Source organism: Collinsella aerofaciens (assembly GCF_028209625.1).
Taxonomy (GTDB): domain Bacteria; phylum Actinomycetota; class Coriobacteriia; order Coriobacteriales; family Coriobacteriaceae; genus Collinsella; species Collinsella aerofaciens_AM.
On record NZ_JAQLDU010000001.1, the window covers coordinates 198,989 to 217,277 of the forward strand.

Sequence of the window (18,289 nt, forward strand, 5' to 3'; positions counted from 1 at the left end):
CTAGCGCAGGGAGCGCAGGCCACCGGCCTCCTTGTCGAGCACCGTGAAGCGCACGGCATCCAGGTGCTCCAAGATGCTGATGGCGCGTTTACGCGACACGCCAAGGGCCTCGCGCAGCACGCTCGTGGTGGCAGCGCCACCGGCTGCCTCAATGGCGGCGGCAACAAGCTCGCGCGCATGGGCCTCGACGGCAGCAGACAGGGCAACGTCACGCTCGACCTTCACGATGGAACGATTAAGCGAAAGCTCGCGCAGAGCTCGCGTCATGGTGTCGCGATCGAGCTGCAGTCGCTCGCCCACCTCGGGCAACGTCGGTGCGTCGAGGCCAGCTTCGTCCAGCAAGGAAACGATGCGCTCGCAAGCCTCGTGCACCACGCGCGCCGCAGCGGCGGCCGAATGCGGGTCGAACACCTCGGCACCCTCGGCGGCGCACGCGCCACGCGAGCAGCCCTCGGCAATCAGAGCCGCGGCAACGCATTCATCAGCGGAAGGCCACGCAGCATGGGCAACGGCGCCGGGCGTAAAGCCCGTCTCCTTGGGAGCCGCGGCATGCATGGCCGACAAGGTCGCTGCCAGTGCATCCATCGCGGCGTCGAGCACCACGGCGTCCGCCAAGTAGTCCGAATCACCCGCGGCAAGTTTGCGAACGGAGCCCTGCGCCACCAACCCGCGCAGTGCGGCATCGACCTCGCCGACAGCAAGATCCAAAGCCTCGGCAACATCAACAGCCATAACCGGCAGCGTCTGCAGCGCCAGCCAAGCGCCCACACCGCCCGCAATATCGCCGGGCTCGAGCGCCGCATACAGCGTACGCTCCCCTTCGGCAAGCTCGCGCGAGCGACGGCAGCGCGAAAGCAGCACGCGCCCGCCGCCAATAAGCATCACGGGCGAATAGGACAGCACCACGGCATGGTCCCCGGCACGTAGCGGCAGCGAGTTTTCCAAGCGCACCTGAACAATACGGGTCTCGCCCACCGCCATGGGGGCCTCGCCCTCCATGAACATGATGCGACCGACAACCTCGGCCGTACCCGCCATCACATGCACGCGCGCGCCCGACTCGAGCACGCGCGGCTTGGCACCCTCGCGGCCCAGGTAAGTGAACACCATCATAAAGCGCATCGTCTGGCCAAAGCGACCCTGCACGCCGAGCATCTCTCCGCGATCGAGCGCGGCGACGGCATCGCCCACCAAGTTGAGCGCCACACGCTGACCGGGCAATGCCCGCGGCGTATCGCCATGCACCTGAATCCCGCGCACGCGACAGACCGTACGCGACGGCAGCGCGACGAGCTCATCGCCCACCGCAACCGGCGCATCGTGCAACGTTCCCGTCACCACGGTACCGGCGCCCTTGATCGTAAAGCAGCGGTCGATGGGCAGACGCGGTGCGGCATCGGTGGGCTCGGCACGGGCACGGCAGGCACCACAGCAAGCGGCAACCTGCTCGTCGAGCGCAGCCAGCAGGTCATCGATTCCCGCACCGGTCTTGGACGACACGGGCACGATCGGCACGCCCGCAAACACGGTGTCCGACAAAAAATCATCGACATCGAGCTCGGCAAGCTCAGTCATCTCGGCGTCGGCCAGGTCGCACATCGTCAGCGCGACCACCATGTGTGTGACGCCCAGCAGCTCCAGCACATGCACGTGCTCGCGGGTCTGCGGCATCACGCCCTCGACGGCCGAAACCACCAGCACGGCCACGTCGATACCCGTGGCGCCCTGCACCATGGCACGCAAGTAATGCGCATGGCCCGGCACGTCGACCAGGCCAACGATCTTGCCACTCGGCAGCGCCAGCTCACCAAAGCCAAGCTCAACGGTCATGCCGCGACGACGTTCAACTTCCAGGCGGTCGGGGTTTTTACCCGTCAGCGCCTCGATGAGCGCCGACTTACCGTGGTCAACATGTCCCGCCGTACCTACGATAACGGGACACTCCACCAGTGCTTGAACCTCACTCATCGAGCAATCGCCTTCTCAACGCACGCGACGAGCGTCGATGCCGCCGTCTCGATATCGCGGTCGCCCACGAGCGTGCGCACATCAAACAGAATGCGGTCGTGCGAGGCGCGCGTGACGACCGGCGTATCGAAGTCTTGAACGAGCGAGCGTTTGAGCGCGTCGACGGACAGGCGCTCGTCAACAAGACGCACGGCAACGCACATCGTGGGCAACTCCACGGTAGGCAGCGAGCCGCCACCGGGGGTCGACGATTCCTCGACGATTTCCACCTGCACGGCACACGGGCAGCCAGCCTTATCGAGCCCGGCGACCATACGATCGCGCAGCTTGCGGGCGCGTCGTTCCAAATGGGCCTGCGGCAGCGTGAGCATGCTGAGCACCGGAATATCGCGATGGGCCACGTCGGCGCCGTCCATGTAGATGCGAAGTGTGGCCTCGAGCGCCGTGAGCGCCAACTTGCCCGGACGCAGAGCGCGCATGAGCGGATGTGCGCCGCAGGCCTGGACCAGATCGCGACGGCCCATGATAATGCCCGCCTGTGCGGCACCGAGCAGCTTATCGCCCGAGCACGACACCACATCGAGCCCCGCCGAAACCGAAGCCGGCGTGGGTTCCTCGCCGCCGCGCACCAAGATGTCATCGGGCAGCAGCGCGCCCGAACCCTGGTCCTCGTAGAACAGCAGGCCATGCTTGTGAGCAAGCGCCGCAAGCTCCCGAGAACCCACCTCCTCGTGGAAACCCTCGATGCGATAGTTAGAAGGATGGACCTTAAGGATCATCGCCGTATCGGGCGTGATGACACGCTCGTAGTCGACCAGATGCGTGCGGTTGGTGGCCCCGACCTCGACGAGCTTGGCACCCGAGGCCTCCATGACGTCGGGGATACGGAAGCTGCCGCCGATCTCAACAAGCTCGCCACGGCTGACTATGACCTCTTTGCCCGCGGCATGGGTTGCCAGCACCAGCAGCACCGCAGCGGCGTTGTTGTTGACCACGAGCGCGTCCTCGGCACCGGTGAGCGAGCGGATCAGTTGCGCGGCGTGCTCCTTGCGCGACCCGCGCGAACAGGTGTCGACGCTGTACTCGAGCGTGCTATACCCGCGCGCAACCTCGGCCACGGCCTTTGCCGCCGACTCCGCAAGCGGGGCACGGCCCAGATTGGTATGGATGACCACACCCGTGGCGTTGACGGCGGGACGCAGGCTCGGCAGCGCGGAGCGATGCGCACGCCACTCGATGGCCGAGGCCAGTTCGCGCTTGGAACGCGGGGCGGCACCGGCGCGAATCGCGGCGCGCTCCTCGTCGAGCTCGGCCGTCACGGCAGCATGGACCACCGCGTCGCAGGTCTCCCCCGCAGCCTTCACCACCGGCCACTCGGCAAGCAGCTCGTTGACGGAAGGAATGGCGCGCAGGCGGGCGCGCACCTCATCGGACATATTCTGGCTATCGCTCATGTGCGGCCTTTCAAAAGAAACGTGGATCAGTCAAATACATCAGCTGAGTCAATTACTCGTCATTATCCTCGCGCGCCGCGATCTTTTCCACGCGAACGGCGTTTTCCTGGGTGAGCGCAGCACCCGTCAACGGGTCCCAACGTAACGGCGTATGGTCGAGCGGGCCCACGCCCAAGGCTTGAGCGCCACCGGCATCGGCACCAAACGAACGCCCACCGGGGGCGGCCGAGGTGAAGATGCACGCCGGATGCAGATACGGCGTCGTCTCCACGCGCACGCGGTCGCGGCCCATATCACTCACGAGTTCGACGATCTCGCCGTCGGCGATGCCCATGTGCGCGGCAGCATCGGCATTCATCTGCACGGCATCCAGGTCCGACCCAGCCTCGGCGGCACCTTGGGCTGCAAGCCTTCGCGAGGTATGCGACTCAAAGGGACGGTTGCCGCTAATGAGGCGAAACATCCCCGGGCCCGGCTCCACCATGGGGGCGATCCAGTTGGGTACACGACCCAGGCCAGCTCGTTTCCATACGTCGCTTGCCAGCGCAATTTTGCCGCCATCCAAGGGAATCGCCGGCTCGCCCGTACACGACGGCAACGCAACACCCGTGTCGGCCCAGCCGCGCTCCTTGAGCTCGTCCAGATCGATCCCAAAAGGCGCCACCTGGGCAGCCGCCAGGTCGTCAGACGTAAACCGGAAGTACTCGCCAGCCCCACACGCCTGCGCCAGACCGGCAAAAATCTCCCGACCGGGACGTGTGCCGTCATGCTGCACAGGCAGCACGGCGTTGCGGTAGAACACCCGCGAATCGTTGGCACCCACGACTGTGCCCACACCGCGGTCGGCCTCCAGATACGTCACATCGGGCAGCACGAAGTCAGAAGCGCGCGCTGTCTCGGACCAGCGGATATCAATCGTCACGAGCAAGTCGAGCTGCTGCAAAATACCCAACCACGCTCCGGCGTTGCCATAGCCTGCCCCGGGATTGCTAGCATAGACGATGAGCCCACGCAAATCGCCGGCCAGTATCGACTGACCGATGGTCGTGCACAGGCCGCGCACCGGATCGACCAGTGGATAGCGCTCGGACCCCAGCTTGGGCCCGCGAGGCACCGGCGGCGTCGCAAAGCGCGCGGGATCGAGGTCGCCCAACACAAGCGGCGTGGGCGGATTGAGCGCGCCGCCTACATGCCCGATGCAGCCCAGCAGCACATCGACCAAGCAGATAGCGCGCGCGGTCTGGGTGCTATTGGCATACGCGATACCGATGCCACCATGAAAGCCCGCATCCACCACAGCGGCAGGCGCGGCGGCAGCGAGATCGCGCGCCGTGGCGACAATCTCTGCGGCCGGCACGTCGCACATCGACTCGGCCCACTCGGGCGTCCAAGCACGGGCCGCCTGCGCCAGCTCGTCAAAGCCTGTGGTATAGCGGGCAACAAACTCGTGATCGTACAGGCCCTCGGCAATCAAGACATGGGCAATGCCCAGCAGCAAGGCCAGGTCGCAGCCCGGGCGCACGCGCAGCCAGCGGTCGGCAAGCGCAGCCGAGCCGCTGCGCCGGGGGTCGACCACGATAATCTTCGCCCCGCGCCGGCGTGCATTGTTGAGCGCATCAACGGACCCCATCGTCGACGAATCGACAATGGAACGCCCCAGATACATGATGCAATCGGTATGTGCCAGGTCGGAGGCGGGGCTGTAGCCTAGGCTGTGCTCCCAACCGGTAAGTCGGCTTACCTCGCAGGCACCGTCGGCACCATACACGTTGGGCGAGCCCAGCGCATGCATAAGGCGATATGCCCAGTAGCGGTCGAACGAGGGCACGCCGAGCGTCATACCCAGCGCACGGGGGCCACGTTCGTCAACAATCCCCAAAAGACGCTCGGCAATCTGGGCAAACGCTTCGTCCCACGAAATCGCATCGAACCCCGAGCCATCAGCTCGTCGGCGCATGGGGCGCACAATGCGATCGCGCTCGTCAAACGGCATAGACAGGCGATGCCGACCGCGGGCGCACAGGGCACGCGCCGCGCACGGATGCCCCACAACCGGCAGCTCGGCCACCACGCGACCGTCCTCAACGCGTGCCGCAAAGGCGCAATCGGCATAGCATCCCCCGCATGTAGTCACCACGGCGCGACCGTCACGCTTCACAGCAGATGCCATCTCGATTACCCCTTTCATCAGCCAAACACAACAGGCCAAAAGCCCGGCAACGAGTCCCAGGCCAAAAAAGCCTCCCGCACGGCAACGCCCCGCGGGAGGCCCAACGTCAAACAGACGGTACCTTACGCCTCGGACTTCTTGGCGTAGATAAACCAGTAGCCGAGCGCGACCAGAACCGCGCCGCCCACGATGTTGCCCAGCGTGGCGGCGGACAGGTTAAACGCAATGCCCGCAGTGTTGAGCGCATCGGCGCCGGCGACGTCAGCACCATAGCCGCACGCGTGCATCACGGCACCCATGGGCAAAAAGTACATGTTGGCAACGCAGTGCTCAAAACCGCAGGCCACAAAGGCAGCGATCGGCAGCAAAATACCCACGACCTTATCGACCACGGTCTTGCCGGCGGTACCGATCCACACGGCCAGGCACACAAAGATATTGCACAGGATACCGCGGAAGAAGATCGTCACCCAGTCGATCGTCACCTTGCCGGCGGCGACGCTCACCATGGAGTTGGCGACCGCCTCGCCATTGAGCTTGTAAATGCCGGCCATGTACACCAAAAAGACGATGAACAGAGCGCCGACAAAATTGCCGACCCACACGACGATCCAGGCCTTGAGCATCTGAGCCAAGGTGATCTTTTTGCTCTTGAGCGCGCAGACCATAAGCGAATTACCGGTAAACAGCTCGGCGCCGCACACCAGCACCAGCACCAGGCCCAGGCAAAAGCACAGGCCGCCCACGACGCGCTGAGCGCCCCAGCCGAGCGTGCTATCGCTCAAGAACACCGTAAAGAACAGGCCGCCGAAGGCGATGAACGCGCCGGCGAACATTGCCAACAGAAAGGCCTTTGCGACCGGCAGGTTGGCCTTGGTCACGCCGGCGGCCTCGGTCTTGGCCTCGATCGCAGCGGGCGCCAGGCAATCGGGAGCGGGGTACTCCACCTTGGAATCTGCCATGTCAATCACTTCTTTCCTAACAAAATGGAACAAGTGCTCCTACTGCTCTTGCCCCAAGCGGACAAAGTGGGAAAAGTCGTTGGCGGCCACGGCGTCGTACACGGCGTCGACGGCGTCAAAGACTTCCGGGGACATGGGGTTGTAGAACTCCGTGTCGCCCGGCTGAATCCCGACGAAGACGATATCATCGCACGATTGCTCAATCTCTTCGATCAGAATCGACAAAGGGAGCGAATGCGTGGTGAACATCGACTTGCGGGCCACATCGCGCTTGTCGAGCAAACGGATGGACCCGACGGGCAGCGCCATGTCGGCGGCATCGACCAAGACCAGGCGCGGCGGACGCTCGCGCTTGACCTCGATGATGTCATCCTCGGGCGTCTGGCCGCCGTCGATGGTGTACCAGCCGGCGATGGGTGCGTCCTCCATCTTTTTGGAGAGCACGGGGCCGGCGGCATCGTCGGCGCGCAGTACGCTTCCCGCCGTGAGCACGATGCCCGCAAACGAGGCGCCGTTCACACGTCCAGCCACAACGCGACCCATTACTGCAACCTCCCCGTCAGATACACGCCCGACACATCCCGCGCGCGCTCAACCAGATCGCGAAACTTCATTAAGAACGCGACCTGCTGGGCATGCAGGCCAAAGTCATCGTCGAACACCGAGATGCCGGCCTTAGCCGACCCGCGAAAACCGCGCTCGTCGAGCAACGCGTCGCAGGCCTCGAGCAGCGACGGTACCGCCGCCTTGTCGAGCTGGCACTCACCAAAGGAGCGGATGGCCTCGAACTTGGTTTTGGCCTCCCCCTCCGGCAGCGCGTCGAAGAGCGAATAGAACACATCCACCGGCACCGACAGGCGCGGCTCAAAGCAGTCGAGCACGCCGGTGTGGTGGCCCACGGCGAGCGTGTAGTACAGCACGTCGCAGGCCTCCTGGGGAACGTCTTCCTCGGTCTCCACAAACTTACGCGTGAGCTCGTAAAAGACCACCTGGTCGGGCGCATGGCCCAGGCAGGGGTCGACGACGCCCTCGGCGGCCTCGTCGCTTGCGCGCGAGGCATCGCCAAAGGAGCCGCCGAGCATACCGGGGCCCGCAAAGTAACCAGAGCGGTCCGTGAGTTCCATCTAGCGACCTCCGGCCAGCACCAGATCCTGCAGCGCCGAGTACACCTCAACGCGGCGCGGATCGTCCTGCTTGTCGATGAGCAGCGCCATGGCACCGCGGATATCGCCCTTGGGCGCACCCTCGAGCATATCCATAAACTCGTTGGCCAGGTCGCGGCCGTAACGGTAACCGCTCATGGCGCGAGCTTCGCGTTCGATGGCAACACGCAGCTTGTACGGCACGCCGGGGTGCAGGATATCGGCCTGCTCGCCGGCGGCCTCCACCGTGGTCTCGGCATGGAGCTTTTGGTCCAGCAGACCGAGTGCCATGGCAAAGCCGTAGACGGTCTGCGCGGGACTGGGCGGGCAGCCGGGGATGTAGACATCGACCGGCAGAATCTTGTCCGTGCCGCCCCAGACGCAGTAGTTGTCGTAGAAGATGCCGCCGGTGCAGCCGCACGCACCATAGGACACCACAATCTTGGGATCGGGTGCGGCCTCAAAGGCGCGCAGGGCCGGCATGCGCATGGCACGCGTCACGGCGCCGGTGTACAGCAGCACATCGGCGTGACGGGGTGAGGGCACGACCTTGATGCCAAAACGCTCGACGTCGAAGACGGGTGTGATGGAACCGAAGATCTCGATCTCGCAGCCGTTGCAGCCGCCGCAGTCGACACGGTAGACGTACACCGAGCGCTTGATCTTCTTAAGAAGGGTCGCCTTGGCCTTCTCGATGCTCTCATCGAGCTCGATCTTGGTCGGGCGGTACTGAAGCCGCTCGGGCAAAAGCGTGGGTTCGGCCATGGTTACTCCTCCTTCGTTTCAAAATCCATGATGATGCCCTCGACCGGCGCCGGACCGGCGGGAATCTCGGGCGCATCGGGGTTGAGCTCGCGGTCGATATACTCCGGGTTCACGCCGTGGCCGCCCAGATACTCCATGCCGGGGCCCTGGGGCTCGCCGGACGCAAGCGTCTCGTTGGCAGCCATGCCGCGCGCGTTACCGGTCTTGACGGCCGAGGCGGCGCGCAGGGCGTCGAGCTCGCGCTTGCACTCCTGGCACATGCCGACGGTACGGGCGGCCTGCTCGGCCTCCATGCCGCCGGCCTTTTGCAGCAGGCGCTTGGCGTAGTCGATCTCCTTGTGCGGGGCAAACGGCTTGCCGCAACGCGAGCAGTGCTCGAGCGTATAGACGCTCTTACTGGTGAGATCGTCCTTGCTCATAACAGCCAGCTCAAACTCCTCGGTGAGCTTGATGGCCTCCATGGGGCAGGCTTCCTCGCAGCGGCCGCAGAAGATGCAGCGACCGTAGTCGATCGACCAGGTGATGGTATCGGCCGCAAGGTCGGTGTCCATGCGAATGGCATCGGCCGGGCACGCCACGCCGCAGGCACCGCAGGCGATGCAGAGCTCCGCGTTGTGCTCGGGCTTGCCGCGCATGTCCTTGTTGGTGGGAAACGGCGCAAACGGGTACTTGACCGTCGCGTCGCCGGCCTTGGCGTTGACCTTCCAAAGCTTCAGCATATTAGAGCGCCTCCTCATCGAGCGGAGCGGCCATGGTGCCCTCGCCCGCAAGCGGCGACTTGTCGCGCCAGACGTTCTCGAACTGCTCCTTGTCGAGCACGTGATCGCGCTTGGCGGCGACATCGGTCACCGTCACGCGGTCGGTGCAGGAGTAGCACGGGTCGAGCGAGCCGACGATCAGCGCCGCGTCGCCCACGGTGTTGCCGCGGAACATGTAGCGCAGGACCGGCCAGTTGCTGTACGTGGCGGCCTTGGCGCGCCAGCGGTAGCACTTCTGGTTGTTGCCGAGCATCGCCCAGTGCACATCCTCGCCGCGCGGCGCCTCGGTGGCGCCGATGGCGTACTTGTGCGGGGTGTACTCCCAATCCGTGGTGAGGATGGGGCCCGACGGGCAGTTCTCGAGCATGGTCTCGATCATGTCGATCGAATCGTAGACCTCCTGGATGCGAACGGCGGTACGGCCGAAGGCATCGCAGGTGTCGGCCGTAGCGGCGTGCATCTTTTGGACGTCCGGATCGGCGTAGCCGTCGAAGGGATGGTCAAAGCGCACGTCGCGGGCATAGCCCGAGCCACGCATGAGCGGGCCGACCGGCGAGAAGTCGCGTGCGATCTTGCGGTCCAGAATGCCGATGCCACTCGTACGCTCAATAAAGTTGGGCGTGGAGAGCAAGACGTCGACGAGCTCCTGAACCTCGGAGCGCAGCTGGTGGATGGTCGTGAGCGTGGAGAGCTTCTGCTCGGCCAAAATGTCGCGACGCACGCCGCCGATCACGTTGAGGCCGTAGGTCTTGCGGTGACCGGAGAGCTTCTCGGCCAGGTCCATGGACTTCTCGCGGACGCGGAAGAACTGCTGGAAGCCGGAGTCGAAGCCGGTGTAGTGCGATGCGAGGCCAATATTGAGCAGGTGCGAGTGCAGACGCTCGACCTCAAGCATGATGGCGCGGATGTACTGGGCGCGCGGCGGGACATGAATGCCCTGGGCGCGCTCGACGGCCTCGGCATAGGCCACCGAGTGGGCGCAGCCGCAGATGCCGCAGATACGGTCGGCGAGGAACGTCACCGCGTCATAGTTCAGGCGCGTCTCGGCGACCTTCTCCATGCCGCGGTGCACGTAGAACAGACGGTAGTCGGCATCGACGATCGTCTCGCCCTCAACGAACAGGCGGAAGTGGCCGGGCTCGTCAGAGGTAATGTGCAACGGGCCCATGGGGACGAGTGTGGTCTCCTTGCCCTTGGTATCGGCCAAGAACTCGTAGTTTTCCATGTCGCTCGCGGGAGCGGGACGGAAGCGGTAGTCCATGGAGTCCTTGCGCAGCGGGTACAGGCCGCTGGGCCAATCATCGGGCAGCACCAGGCGGCGACGGTCGGGCAGGCCCTCGGGAATCAGGCCGAACATGTCGCGAAGCTCGCGCTCGCCCCACACGCAGGCGGGGACGAACGGCGTCACGGACGGGAACGTCATCTTGGCGGGATCGACCTCGGTACGCACGGTCACCCAGCCGGGATCCTCCCCCTCCATGGAGATGACGTAGTACACGGCGTAACGGCCACACAGACTGCGCTCATCGTTACCGATGATCACGGGAATCCAGCCGTAGCGCTCGTAGTACAGGTAGTGGACGGCCTCGGGCAGCTTATCCTGCTTGACGGTGATCGTCAGCTGGTCCTCGCACTGCCACTCGACCTTCTCGATGCAGCCCGGAACGGCGCGGCGCAGGGCCTCGACATGGCTCTCGCAGCGACGGGCATACACCTTGTTCTCAGTTTCAATCATTCGTTACTCCACCTCGCTCTGAGCGGTCTCGGTACCGAACACAGCGCGGTACATCGGCGTCGCGTGAAGTTCCTCGGTGCTCTGCTCGAGCACGATGCCGGTCGCGGTCTCCACACCGTGCACGAGAGGCAGCGGGGTGGCGATGCCAAACCACAAGATCATGACAGCCAGGATGATTTCGGGGATAAGCATGAGCGCCGGGGCCTCATGCTTGCCCATGCCCTGGGGCGCATGGCCGAATACCGACTTGAGTGCGATGCGGGTGAGCGCGGAGATGGCCACGGTAAGACCGAGGGCGACCACGACGACCAGCCACATGGGACCGGCGGTAACACCGGCGACAAAAGTCAGGAACTCGGAAATAAACATGCCAAAGGGCGGGAAGGCACCAAGACCGAGCAGTGCCAGGACGGCGAGCGCGGCGGTTGCGGGTGCAACCTCGACGACGCCCTGGATCTTGGCCAGGCTACGCGTGCCAAAGGCGTGCTGGATGTTGCCGGACACGCAGAAGGCAAGCGTCTTGGTAAAGCCGTGGAACACGCAGTGCAGCAGGGCCGCGGCGATACCCAGCGGGCCACCGATACCCAGGCACAGGGCGATAACGCCCACGTTCTCCACAGACGAGTACGCAAAGCGGCGCTTGAGGTCGTCCTGGCGAAACATCGAAAGTGCCGCCACCAAAATGGACAGCGTGCCGACGATCAGCAGCAAAAGTTGCGGATACTCGGCGCCCACGGCTTGGATAGTAAAGCCGTAGAAGCGCATGATCACAAGCATGGCGCACTTAAGCAGCACGCCCGAGAGCAGGGCCGAGACAGGGCTCGGGGCCTGGGAGTGGGCATCGGGCAGCCAAGTGTGCATGGGGAACAGGCCGGCCTTGGTGCCAAAACCGATCACGATAAACGCAAAGGCGAGGCGCATGAGCGTCGGGTCGAACTGATCGGCATACGGCAGCACGCACGACAGGAATGCGGCCTCGTGGGCATTGGGAATCACGTCGGCGGCGTTGGCGTAGATCAGCAGCGTACCGAACAGGCCAAAGGCCACGCCGGCGGTGCAGACCATCGCATACTTCCAAGAAGCCTCGAGGGCCGTCTTGTTCTTGTAGATACCCACGAGGAACACGGTGGAAAGCGTGGTTGCTTCCACGGCGGCCCACGTGAGGATCATGTTGTTGGACAGGCACGCGAGCAGCATGGTGAACACGAACAGGCTAAACAGCGCAAAATACTGCTTGGCGCGCTCGGCGGGCATGGAGCCCTCCTCGATATCGGCCTTTACATAGGGCAGCGAGAACAGCCCCGTAAGAAAACCGATAAAGCCGATGAGCAGCACAAAGATGGCGCCCAGCGAATCGAGGTGGAACCACAGGCCAAGAGCGCTCGCGGTTTCGCCGCTCGTAAGGACGTCACCGGCCGTCATAATCGACAGCACCAGTACGGCTGCGACGGAGACCAGGTTGAGACCGGCAAACACGTTATAGGACGTATTCTTGGGCAAAAACGCCATGACCAGCGAGAACACCAAGGGAGTCGCGAGCAGGGCGAGAATCAACGTTTCCATGGACTACCCCCTCAGCTCGGACAGGTCGCGCGCATCGAGCGAGTGGGAGTCGTCCCAAATGCGACGCACGACGATGGACATGATGATGACGGCAAAGATGGCGTCGGTGGCGATACCGATCTCGATGATCTCGGGGGCGGTGGGGGCCAAAAGCGCGAGCGTCACATGGCTGCCGTTTTCCATAAGGCAGTATCCAAAGATCTGCTTCATGATGTTGCGCTGCGAGATGATGCAGGTGAGGCCCACAAAGAAGTGAGCGAAGCTAATAGCGAGCGCAGGCGTTGCGACCTCGGCCGTGGGCAGGCTGATCTGCGTCACGACGGCAAAGCAAATCGCGACCTCCACGGCGATGATGCAAATGGCCCACGCAGGCTTAAGGCCGGCCTTGAGCGATGCGTCGCTCGGCTCGCCCATCTTCTTGTATGCGCGGTTGAGGATGTAAGGGACCAGGACGACCTTAGTGATAAAGGCAGATCCAGCCCACATAAGCAGCTCCTGCGCACCAGTGGTGACACCGAGCGTGGCGAGAAGCCCCACGAGCACCAGCGACTGCACCGCATACCAGCGGATAGCATGTTTGATGTTCTTGGAGACGACCACCATGGTGGACGTGACGATCAGAAGGCCGCCAAGGATGTTGACGATCGAATAACCCATGTCGTTCTACCTCCTAACCGATCCAGCTGGCCGAAAGCGGGCCGCTGACGATGACCATGATGATGAGCACGATGAACACGAACGCCATCGCGCGGGGAAGCGGGGCTCCCGCAGCGACCTCTTCGCTCGGCTCGCCGGGCAGGCAATAGCCCATCCACTTAAGGAACCAGGCAAAGGTGGCGACGGTCTCGGCAACCATGATGCACACGAGTACCAGAATCGCGACGTTGCCGGCACCCACAGAAAAGCCGCCGGCGATGATCTGGAACTTCGAGAAGAACGTGTTCATGGGCGGCACGCCGGCAATGGCGAGTGCCGCGACACCAAAGCCCACGCCCGAGATCGGGTACTTCTTCACGATGCCGCGAAGCTTGGGCAGCATACGCGTGCCGAGCGTAAAGGAGAACGAACCGGCGATCAGGAAGAACAGGGTCTTGGCGAAGGCGTGGTTAAAGATGTGGCACACGGCGCCATCAAAGGCCAGCTGGCTGCCAAAGACCGAAAGGCCCAGACCAAAGAACACATAGGAGAGCTGGGCGATCGTGGAGAAAGCCAGCAGACGCTTCATGTCCTTTTGCGGCAGGTACATAAGGAAACCAAAGAGCATCGTGACCATGGCGTCGATAATGGCGACCCAGCCCACGATCTCGGGAACCTCGCCGGCAGAGACGAGCGCACGCGCGAACACGCACACGCCGACCTTGACCATCGAGGCGCCATGCAGGTAGGCCGAAACAGGCGTCGGCGCCTCCATGGCCGAAGGCAGCCACATGTACATGGGAACCTGTGCGGACTTGGCCCAGGCCGCAAACAGCACGAGCAAAAGGACGATAGCCTTGAGCTTGGCGTCGAGGCCGGCAATCGCGGTAATGGCGAAGGTGCCGGTGTGGGCAAACACGACGGCGGCGCCCAGATACAGGCCGAGCGCACCGATATGCGTGATGATCAGGGCCTTCATGCCGGCCTTCTTGGCCGTAGGCGACATGTAGTAGCTAATGAGGCCCCAAGAGCACGCACCCGTGATCTCAAAGAATACGAGCTGACCCAAAAGGGTCGAGCTGTACACGAGGCCGGCCATGGCACCGATGAAGGTCGCGAGATACGCGTAGAAGCGACGACGCGGCGCATCGGGATGCTCACGGTTATTCTCGCTCATATAGGGAATCGAATAGATCACGACAAGCAGGCCGATACCCACAAAGGCGGGCGCGAGCAGCGTGCTCATGCGATCGAAAGTGAATCCCATGACGAGGGTCTGCCCAAACGAGATCAGGGGGACCTGCGTGTCGGGCATGCCGGCGCCGGCGAAATTCGCGGCGAGGGCGATGGTGCAGACCGTCGAGACGGCGGCACCCAAAACGCTGAACCACTTGGCGCACGGACGGGGGAACAGAGCGACGAGCACCGAGGCCACCATCGGGGCCGCGATCGCGACCAAGCCGAGAAGGGACAGACTGACTGCAAATGACATTGTTTCTCCCTTCTCCTACACGCCGACGACCACGAAGACAAACGCCAGCACGGCGATGCCCACGACGGCCCAGGTCTGATTGCCGAGCACCTTAAAGCGCGAACGCGAGCAAGAGTTCTCGATCACGCCGCATACGACAAAGTCGATAAGGCACTTCACCAGGAAGATGACCGCGCCCAGAACGGCGGCGGCGCCCACGGTCGCGGGCTCGCCCCAGGGGACGAAGATCGCGCAGAACCAAGCGAGGACCAGGACCTGCTTCATGGACATGGCGAGCTTGGCCATGGCGAGCGACGGGCCGGAAAGCTCAGCGAGCGGACCTTCCTGGAGCTCCTGCTCGGCCTCGGCCTGGTCAAACGGCAGCTTGCCGAGTTCCATGTAGCAGGCGATCGCAAAGGCGATGCCGGCGAGGATCACGGCGACCGGCGCGTCGATGGCGCCCGCCATGATGTGTTGACCCATGGTGGCGATGTCGGTGGAGCCGCACACCAAGGCGGCGGCAAACAGCGCCAGCAGCATGGACGGCTCGATGAGCACGCTCATGAGCAGCTCGCGAACGCCGCCGATACCGGCGTAAGCGTTGGACGAATCCACACCGCAGAGGGCGAAGAAGAAGCGGGCGAGCGCCAGGCTGTACATGATGGTGATGGCGTCACCAAAGACCGGGATGGGGCTTTGTGCCGTAAAGAGCGGCAGGCCCATCGCGAGCATAAAGGCGACGGCGAAGAACAGCGGCGGCATAATGCGAAGCGCAAAGCTCGCGTCCTCGCTCTGGGACTCGGGGCGCGCAAAGAGCTTGGCCAGATCGCGGTAGTCCTGCATGATGCTGGGGCCGCGACGGTTGTGCATCTTGGCGCGGATCACGCGACCGAGACCGGAGAAGAACGGCGCGACGGCCATGACGACCACGCCCTGCAGAACGGCAAGTACGATGTTGTTCATGCTCTCCCCTCCTTAACCCATTTGCACGGCGAGCACGAGGAACACCACGAGTGCCGCGACGATGTAGCAGATATAGATGCTGTAGTTGCCGCCCTCGAGCTTAGTCGCGAGGTCGGCGAGCTTCTCGACACCCTTATGCGGGGCATCGACGAGAACCTTGTCGGGTACGGGCTCAACAGCCTCGGCCACACCGGTGAGCTTCTGGAAGAAGTGCGCGATGGACCAGCAGACGGCCGTGCAGCGGTCGCGCAGCGTGTAGAGCGGCTGCATAAACCAGGACACCTCGGAGGCAAAGGTCGTGGCCACGACGGGCATATGCTCGTTGGGAGCATAGCCGCACGCCCACGGCTGGGACTTCTGCACCTTGCCGACGGTCTTGAGCTTGCGATAACCGCAGGCAAGGCCGACGAGCACCACGAGCGCAATGGCGATCGCGGGCGTGGAGGTGGCAGCGCCGGAGTACTGGTTCATGAGCTCCATGCCCTCGGCGGCAAACACGCCACCGTACGGATGCAGCACGGACGCGGCGACATCGACCAGCACGGGCGCGATCACGGGAGCGCCAATGCCCAGCACGACGCAGATAGCCGCGAGCAGGCCCTGCGCAAACACCATGGGGGCGGGAACCTCCTTGGCATTGGCCGCGGCCTCGGAGCGGGGCGCGGAGGCAAAGGAGACGCCATAGGCCTTGACGAAGCACGTGACGGCCAGCGCGCCGGTAATGGCAAGCGCGACGGCAGCGAACACGGCCACGATCATGACGGCCTTGTCACCCTGCATGGCGGCATTAAACAGCGACTGATAGGTAAACCACTCGGACACAAAGCCGTTGAAGGGCGGGATGGCCGAGATGGCAAGCGCGCCAATAAGGAAGCAGATGGCCGTTGCCGGCATACGACGGAACAGGCCGCCCATCTTCTCCATATTGCGCGTACCCGTGGAGAACAGCAGCGCACCGGCGCCCAAGAACAGCTCGCCCTTAAACATCGCGTGGTTAAACGTGTGGTAGAGGGCGGCCATCAGAGCCAGGACGGCGATGCCGACCGAATTGAGCGCCATGGCGGCCATGGAGGCGCCGACGCCGAGCAGAATGATGCCGATGTTCTCGACGGAGTGATAGGCCAGCAGGCGCTTGATGTCATGCTCCTGCAGGGCGAAGGCCACGCCGAGGACCGACGAGATCGCACCGAAGACCATGACCATAAGGCCCCACCAGACCTGAACGCCCGAGGCGGAGAGCAGGTCGAGGCCCACCTTGAGGATGCCGAAGATACCGATCTTGATCATGCCGCCGGACATAAGAGCCGACACGTTAGACGGCGCCTCGGGATGTGCCTTGGGCAGCCAGCCGTGCAGCGGGATGATACCGGCCTTGGCGCCAAAGCCAAAGAAGGCGAGCACGAAGCACACGGATGCGACCGCGGGGCTAAACTGCGTGGCGCGGAAATCCGCAAAGGCAAACGAGCCGCCGGCGAAGTTGGTCATGGTGAGGAAGCTCGCCATGATGAGCACAAAGCCCACGTGCGCGATCACAAAGTAGAGCCAACCGCCATGGATGGAGTTCTCGTTCTCCTCGATCACAACCAAGAAGTAAGAGGTCAGCGACATGAGCTCAAAGGCGACCAGGAACCAAAACACGTTGTCGGCGGTGATGACGAGCATCATGGACGCCACGAAGGTGTTAAAGAAGAAGCCGGCGCGGCCCTTTTTGCCCGGGTACTCATCAAAGTAGTTGAGACCGTAGATCGAACCGGCAAACGCGAGCACCGAGATGAGCGCCACGAACAGGCCGGACAGCTGATTGAGCAGCAGCTGGAAATGGGCAAACGGGAAGAACACGATGGTGTCGACCGACGTGACATCGCCCAGCACGGCCTGGATACCGGCCACAAACGAAAGCACCGCGGCGACGGCGCCGATAAGGCAGCCGGCGGTCTTGGCGGCATTATCGGCCTTGATCAGCAGAACCGAGGCGAGCGCACCGATGCACGAGACGGCAAGCGATGCGATAAACAGCGTCATGCTATCCATTGTTTACGCTCCCTTCTGCTTTCTCGGACAGGCCCTGGGCCACAGCGGCAACGTCGACGGCCGGACCGTTTTCGATCGAGCGCAGGCGCTTGGCCTCGTCGAGCTCGCGATCGGCCGCGCCGCCCATGACGGTCAGCGCCTTGGTGGGGCACGCCGCCACACAATGCGGGCCGTCCGGATCAAAGGCGCACAAGTCGCACTTGACAGCGCAGGTGTACTGGCCGGGAGCCCACGTAAGCAGGCTGCTCAGGGACTTAGGATACGAAGGCGTCGGGTCGCACATGCCTGCGACACCGGCGATAGACGTGCCATCGGGATGGATGGCTCCGAAGGGGCACGCGATGGCGCACAGCCTGCACCCGATGCACTCCTGCTCCTTGACGTGGATGCGGTCGCCATCGTGCTCGATGGCATTCACCGGGCAGACCTCGGCGCAGGGGGCACCCTCGCAATGGTGGCAGGCAAGGGCGGCCGAAATACCGCCGGTCTTCACGAGCGCCAGGCGCGGCGTATCCTGAAGACCCTGCATCCGGTGGGCGTCGGCACAGGCGGACTGGCATGTTCCGCAGCCGATGCACCTCTCCGGGTTGATGTCGATGAAGCGGTTCATCCCCACTTCCTTTCAAAATAACGGGCCGGGCTCCCGAACGTACGGGACGCCCGGCCCAAAA

General features: G+C 63.7%; 15 protein-coding genes. All 15 read right to left on the reverse strand.

Features of this window, described 5'->3' with window-relative positions:
- The 15 genes from selB to PMW70_RS00925 all read right to left on the reverse strand — a co-directional run bounded on the left by selB (nt 1) and on the right by PMW70_RS00925 (nt 18,228).
- The gene (selB, locus tag PMW70_RS00855) at nt 1–1,968 is read right to left on the reverse strand and encodes a selenocysteine-specific translation elongation factor (protein ID WP_271743604.1); all 1,968 of its coding nucleotides are present in this window, start codon (nt 1,966–1,968) and stop codon (nt 1–3) included.
- Nucleotides 1,965–3,422: an L-seryl-tRNA(Sec) selenium transferase gene (selA, locus tag PMW70_RS00860; RefSeq protein WP_271743605.1), complete on the reverse strand. Its 1,458-nt coding sequence runs from the start codon at nt 3,420–3,422 to the stop codon at nt 1,965–1,967. The genes selB and selA overlap by 4 nt, the downstream gene beginning before the upstream one ends.
- Nucleotides 3,423–3,474: 52 nt before the next feature.
- The gene (locus PMW70_RS00865) at nt 3,475–5,592 is read right to left on the reverse strand and encodes a molybdopterin-containing oxidoreductase family protein (protein ID WP_271743606.1); all 2,118 of its coding nucleotides are present in this window, start codon (nt 5,590–5,592) and stop codon (nt 3,475–3,477) included.
- 122 nt (nt 5,593–5,714) lie between these two features.
- Nucleotides 5,715–6,554 carry a formate/nitrite transporter family protein gene (locus PMW70_RS00870; RefSeq protein WP_271743607.1) on the reverse strand — a complete coding sequence of 280 codons (840 nt, stop codon included), beginning with the start codon at nt 6,552–6,554 and terminating at the stop codon, nt 5,715–5,717.
- 39 nt (nt 6,555–6,593) lie between these two features.
- Entirely contained in the window at nt 6,594–7,097 is a 504-nt protein-coding gene (gene hycI, locus PMW70_RS00875; protein WP_271743608.1) for a hydrogenase maturation peptidase HycI, read from the reverse strand.
- On the reverse strand, nt 7,097–7,678 hold the full coding sequence (locus tag PMW70_RS00880) for a formate hydrogenlyase maturation HycH family protein (RefSeq protein ID WP_271743609.1): 582 nt from the start codon (nt 7,676–7,678) through the stop codon (nt 7,097–7,099). Before PMW70_RS00880 ends, hycI begins: the two co-directional genes overlap by 1 nt.
- Nucleotides 7,679–8,461, reverse strand: coding sequence for an NADH-quinone oxidoreductase subunit B family protein (locus tag PMW70_RS00885; RefSeq protein WP_271743610.1), 783 nt, complete (start codon nt 8,459–8,461; stop codon nt 7,679–7,681).
- Nucleotides 8,462–8,463: 2 nt separating this feature from the next.
- On the reverse strand, nt 8,464–9,180 hold the full coding sequence (locus PMW70_RS00890) for a formate hydrogenlyase complex iron-sulfur subunit (protein WP_271743611.1): 717 nt from the start codon (nt 9,178–9,180) through the stop codon (nt 8,464–8,466).
- Between the two features lies 1 nt (nt 9,181).
- A complete protein-coding gene (locus PMW70_RS00895; protein ID WP_022095197.1) occupies nt 9,182–10,954 on the reverse strand; it encodes a hydrogenase large subunit in 1,773 nt (590 codons plus the stop codon).
- 3 nt (nt 10,955–10,957) lie between these two features.
- A complete protein-coding gene (locus PMW70_RS00900) occupies nt 10,958–12,517 on the reverse strand; it encodes a hydrogenase 4 subunit F (RefSeq protein ID WP_271743612.1) in 1,560 nt (519 codons plus the stop codon).
- Between the two features lie 3 nt (nt 12,518–12,520).
- Complete coding sequence (hyfE, locus tag PMW70_RS00905) at nt 12,521–13,174, reverse strand: hydrogenase 4 membrane subunit (protein ID WP_089571633.1); 654 nt, start codon at nt 13,172–13,174, stop codon at nt 12,521–12,523.
- Nucleotides 13,175–13,187: 13 nt separating this feature from the next.
- Nucleotides 13,188–14,645, reverse strand: coding sequence for a hydrogenase 4 subunit D (locus tag PMW70_RS00910; protein WP_271743613.1), 1,458 nt, complete (start codon nt 14,643–14,645; stop codon nt 13,188–13,190).
- Between the two features lie 15 nt (nt 14,646–14,660).
- Nucleotides 14,661–15,587: a respiratory chain complex I subunit 1 family protein gene (locus PMW70_RS00915; RefSeq protein ID WP_271743614.1), complete on the reverse strand. Its 927-nt coding sequence runs from the start codon at nt 15,585–15,587 to the stop codon at nt 14,661–14,663.
- A 12-nt stretch (nt 15,588–15,599) separates the two neighbouring features.
- On the reverse strand, nt 15,600–17,618 hold the full coding sequence (gene hyfB, locus PMW70_RS00920) for a hydrogenase 4 subunit B (protein WP_117862148.1): 2,019 nt from the start codon (nt 17,616–17,618) through the stop codon (nt 15,600–15,602).
- Complete coding sequence (locus PMW70_RS00925; RefSeq protein ID WP_161115541.1) at nt 17,611–18,228, reverse strand: 4Fe-4S dicluster domain-containing protein; 618 nt, start codon at nt 18,226–18,228, stop codon at nt 17,611–17,613. Before PMW70_RS00925 ends, hyfB begins: the two co-directional genes overlap by 8 nt.
- Between the last annotated feature and the right edge of the window lie 61 nt (nt 18,229–18,289).

Bases quoted from the DNA above. Each gene is read 5' to 3' on its own strand.
- PMW70_RS00865 (WP_271743606.1), bottom strand. From the start codon at position 5,592: ATGGCATCTGCTGTGAAGCGTGACGGTCGCGCCGTGGTGACTACATGC.
- hyfE (WP_089571633.1), bottom strand. From the start codon at position 13,174: ATGGGTTATTCGATCGTCAACATCCTTGGCGGCCTTCTGATCGTCACG.
- hycI (WP_271743608.1), bottom strand. From the start codon at position 7,097: ATGGGTCGCGTTGTGGCTGGACGTGTGAACGGCGCCTCGTTTGCGGGC.
- PMW70_RS00925 (WP_161115541.1), bottom strand. From the start codon at position 18,228: ATGAACCGCTTCATCGACATCAACCCGGAGAGGTGCATCGGCTGCGGA.
- selB (WP_271743604.1), bottom strand. From the start codon at position 1,968: ATGAGTGAGGTTCAAGCACTGGTGGAGTGTCCCGTTATCGTAGGTACG.
- PMW70_RS00880 (WP_271743609.1), bottom strand. From the start codon at position 7,678: ATGGAACTCACGGACCGCTCTGGTTACTTTGCGGGCCCCGGTATGCTC.
- hyfB (WP_117862148.1), bottom strand. From the start codon at position 17,618: ATGGATAGCATGACGCTGTTTATCGCATCGCTTGCCGTCTCGTGCATC.
- selA (WP_271743605.1), bottom strand. From the start codon at position 3,422: ATGAGCGATAGCCAGAATATGTCCGATGAGGTGCGCGCCCGCCTGCGC.
- PMW70_RS00895 (WP_022095197.1), bottom strand. From the start codon at position 10,954: ATGATTGAAACTGAGAACAAGGTGTATGCCCGTCGCTGCGAGAGCCAT.
- PMW70_RS00870 (WP_271743607.1), bottom strand. From the start codon at position 6,554: ATGGCAGATTCCAAGGTGGAGTACCCCGCTCCCGATTGCCTGGCGCCC.
- PMW70_RS00915 (WP_271743614.1), bottom strand. From the start codon at position 15,587: ATGAACAACATCGTACTTGCCGTTCTGCAGGGCGTGGTCGTCATGGCC.
- PMW70_RS00885 (WP_271743610.1), bottom strand. From the start codon at position 8,461: ATGGCCGAACCCACGCTTTTGCCCGAGCGGCTTCAGTACCGCCCGACC.
- PMW70_RS00910 (WP_271743613.1), bottom strand. From the start codon at position 14,645: ATGTCATTTGCAGTCAGTCTGTCCCTTCTCGGCTTGGTCGCGATCGCG.
- PMW70_RS00890 (WP_271743611.1), bottom strand. From the start codon at position 9,180: ATGCTGAAGCTTTGGAAGGTCAACGCCAAGGCCGGCGACGCGACGGTC.
- PMW70_RS00900 (WP_271743612.1), bottom strand. From the start codon at position 12,517: ATGGAAACGTTGATTCTCGCCCTGCTCGCGACTCCCTTGGTGTTCTCG.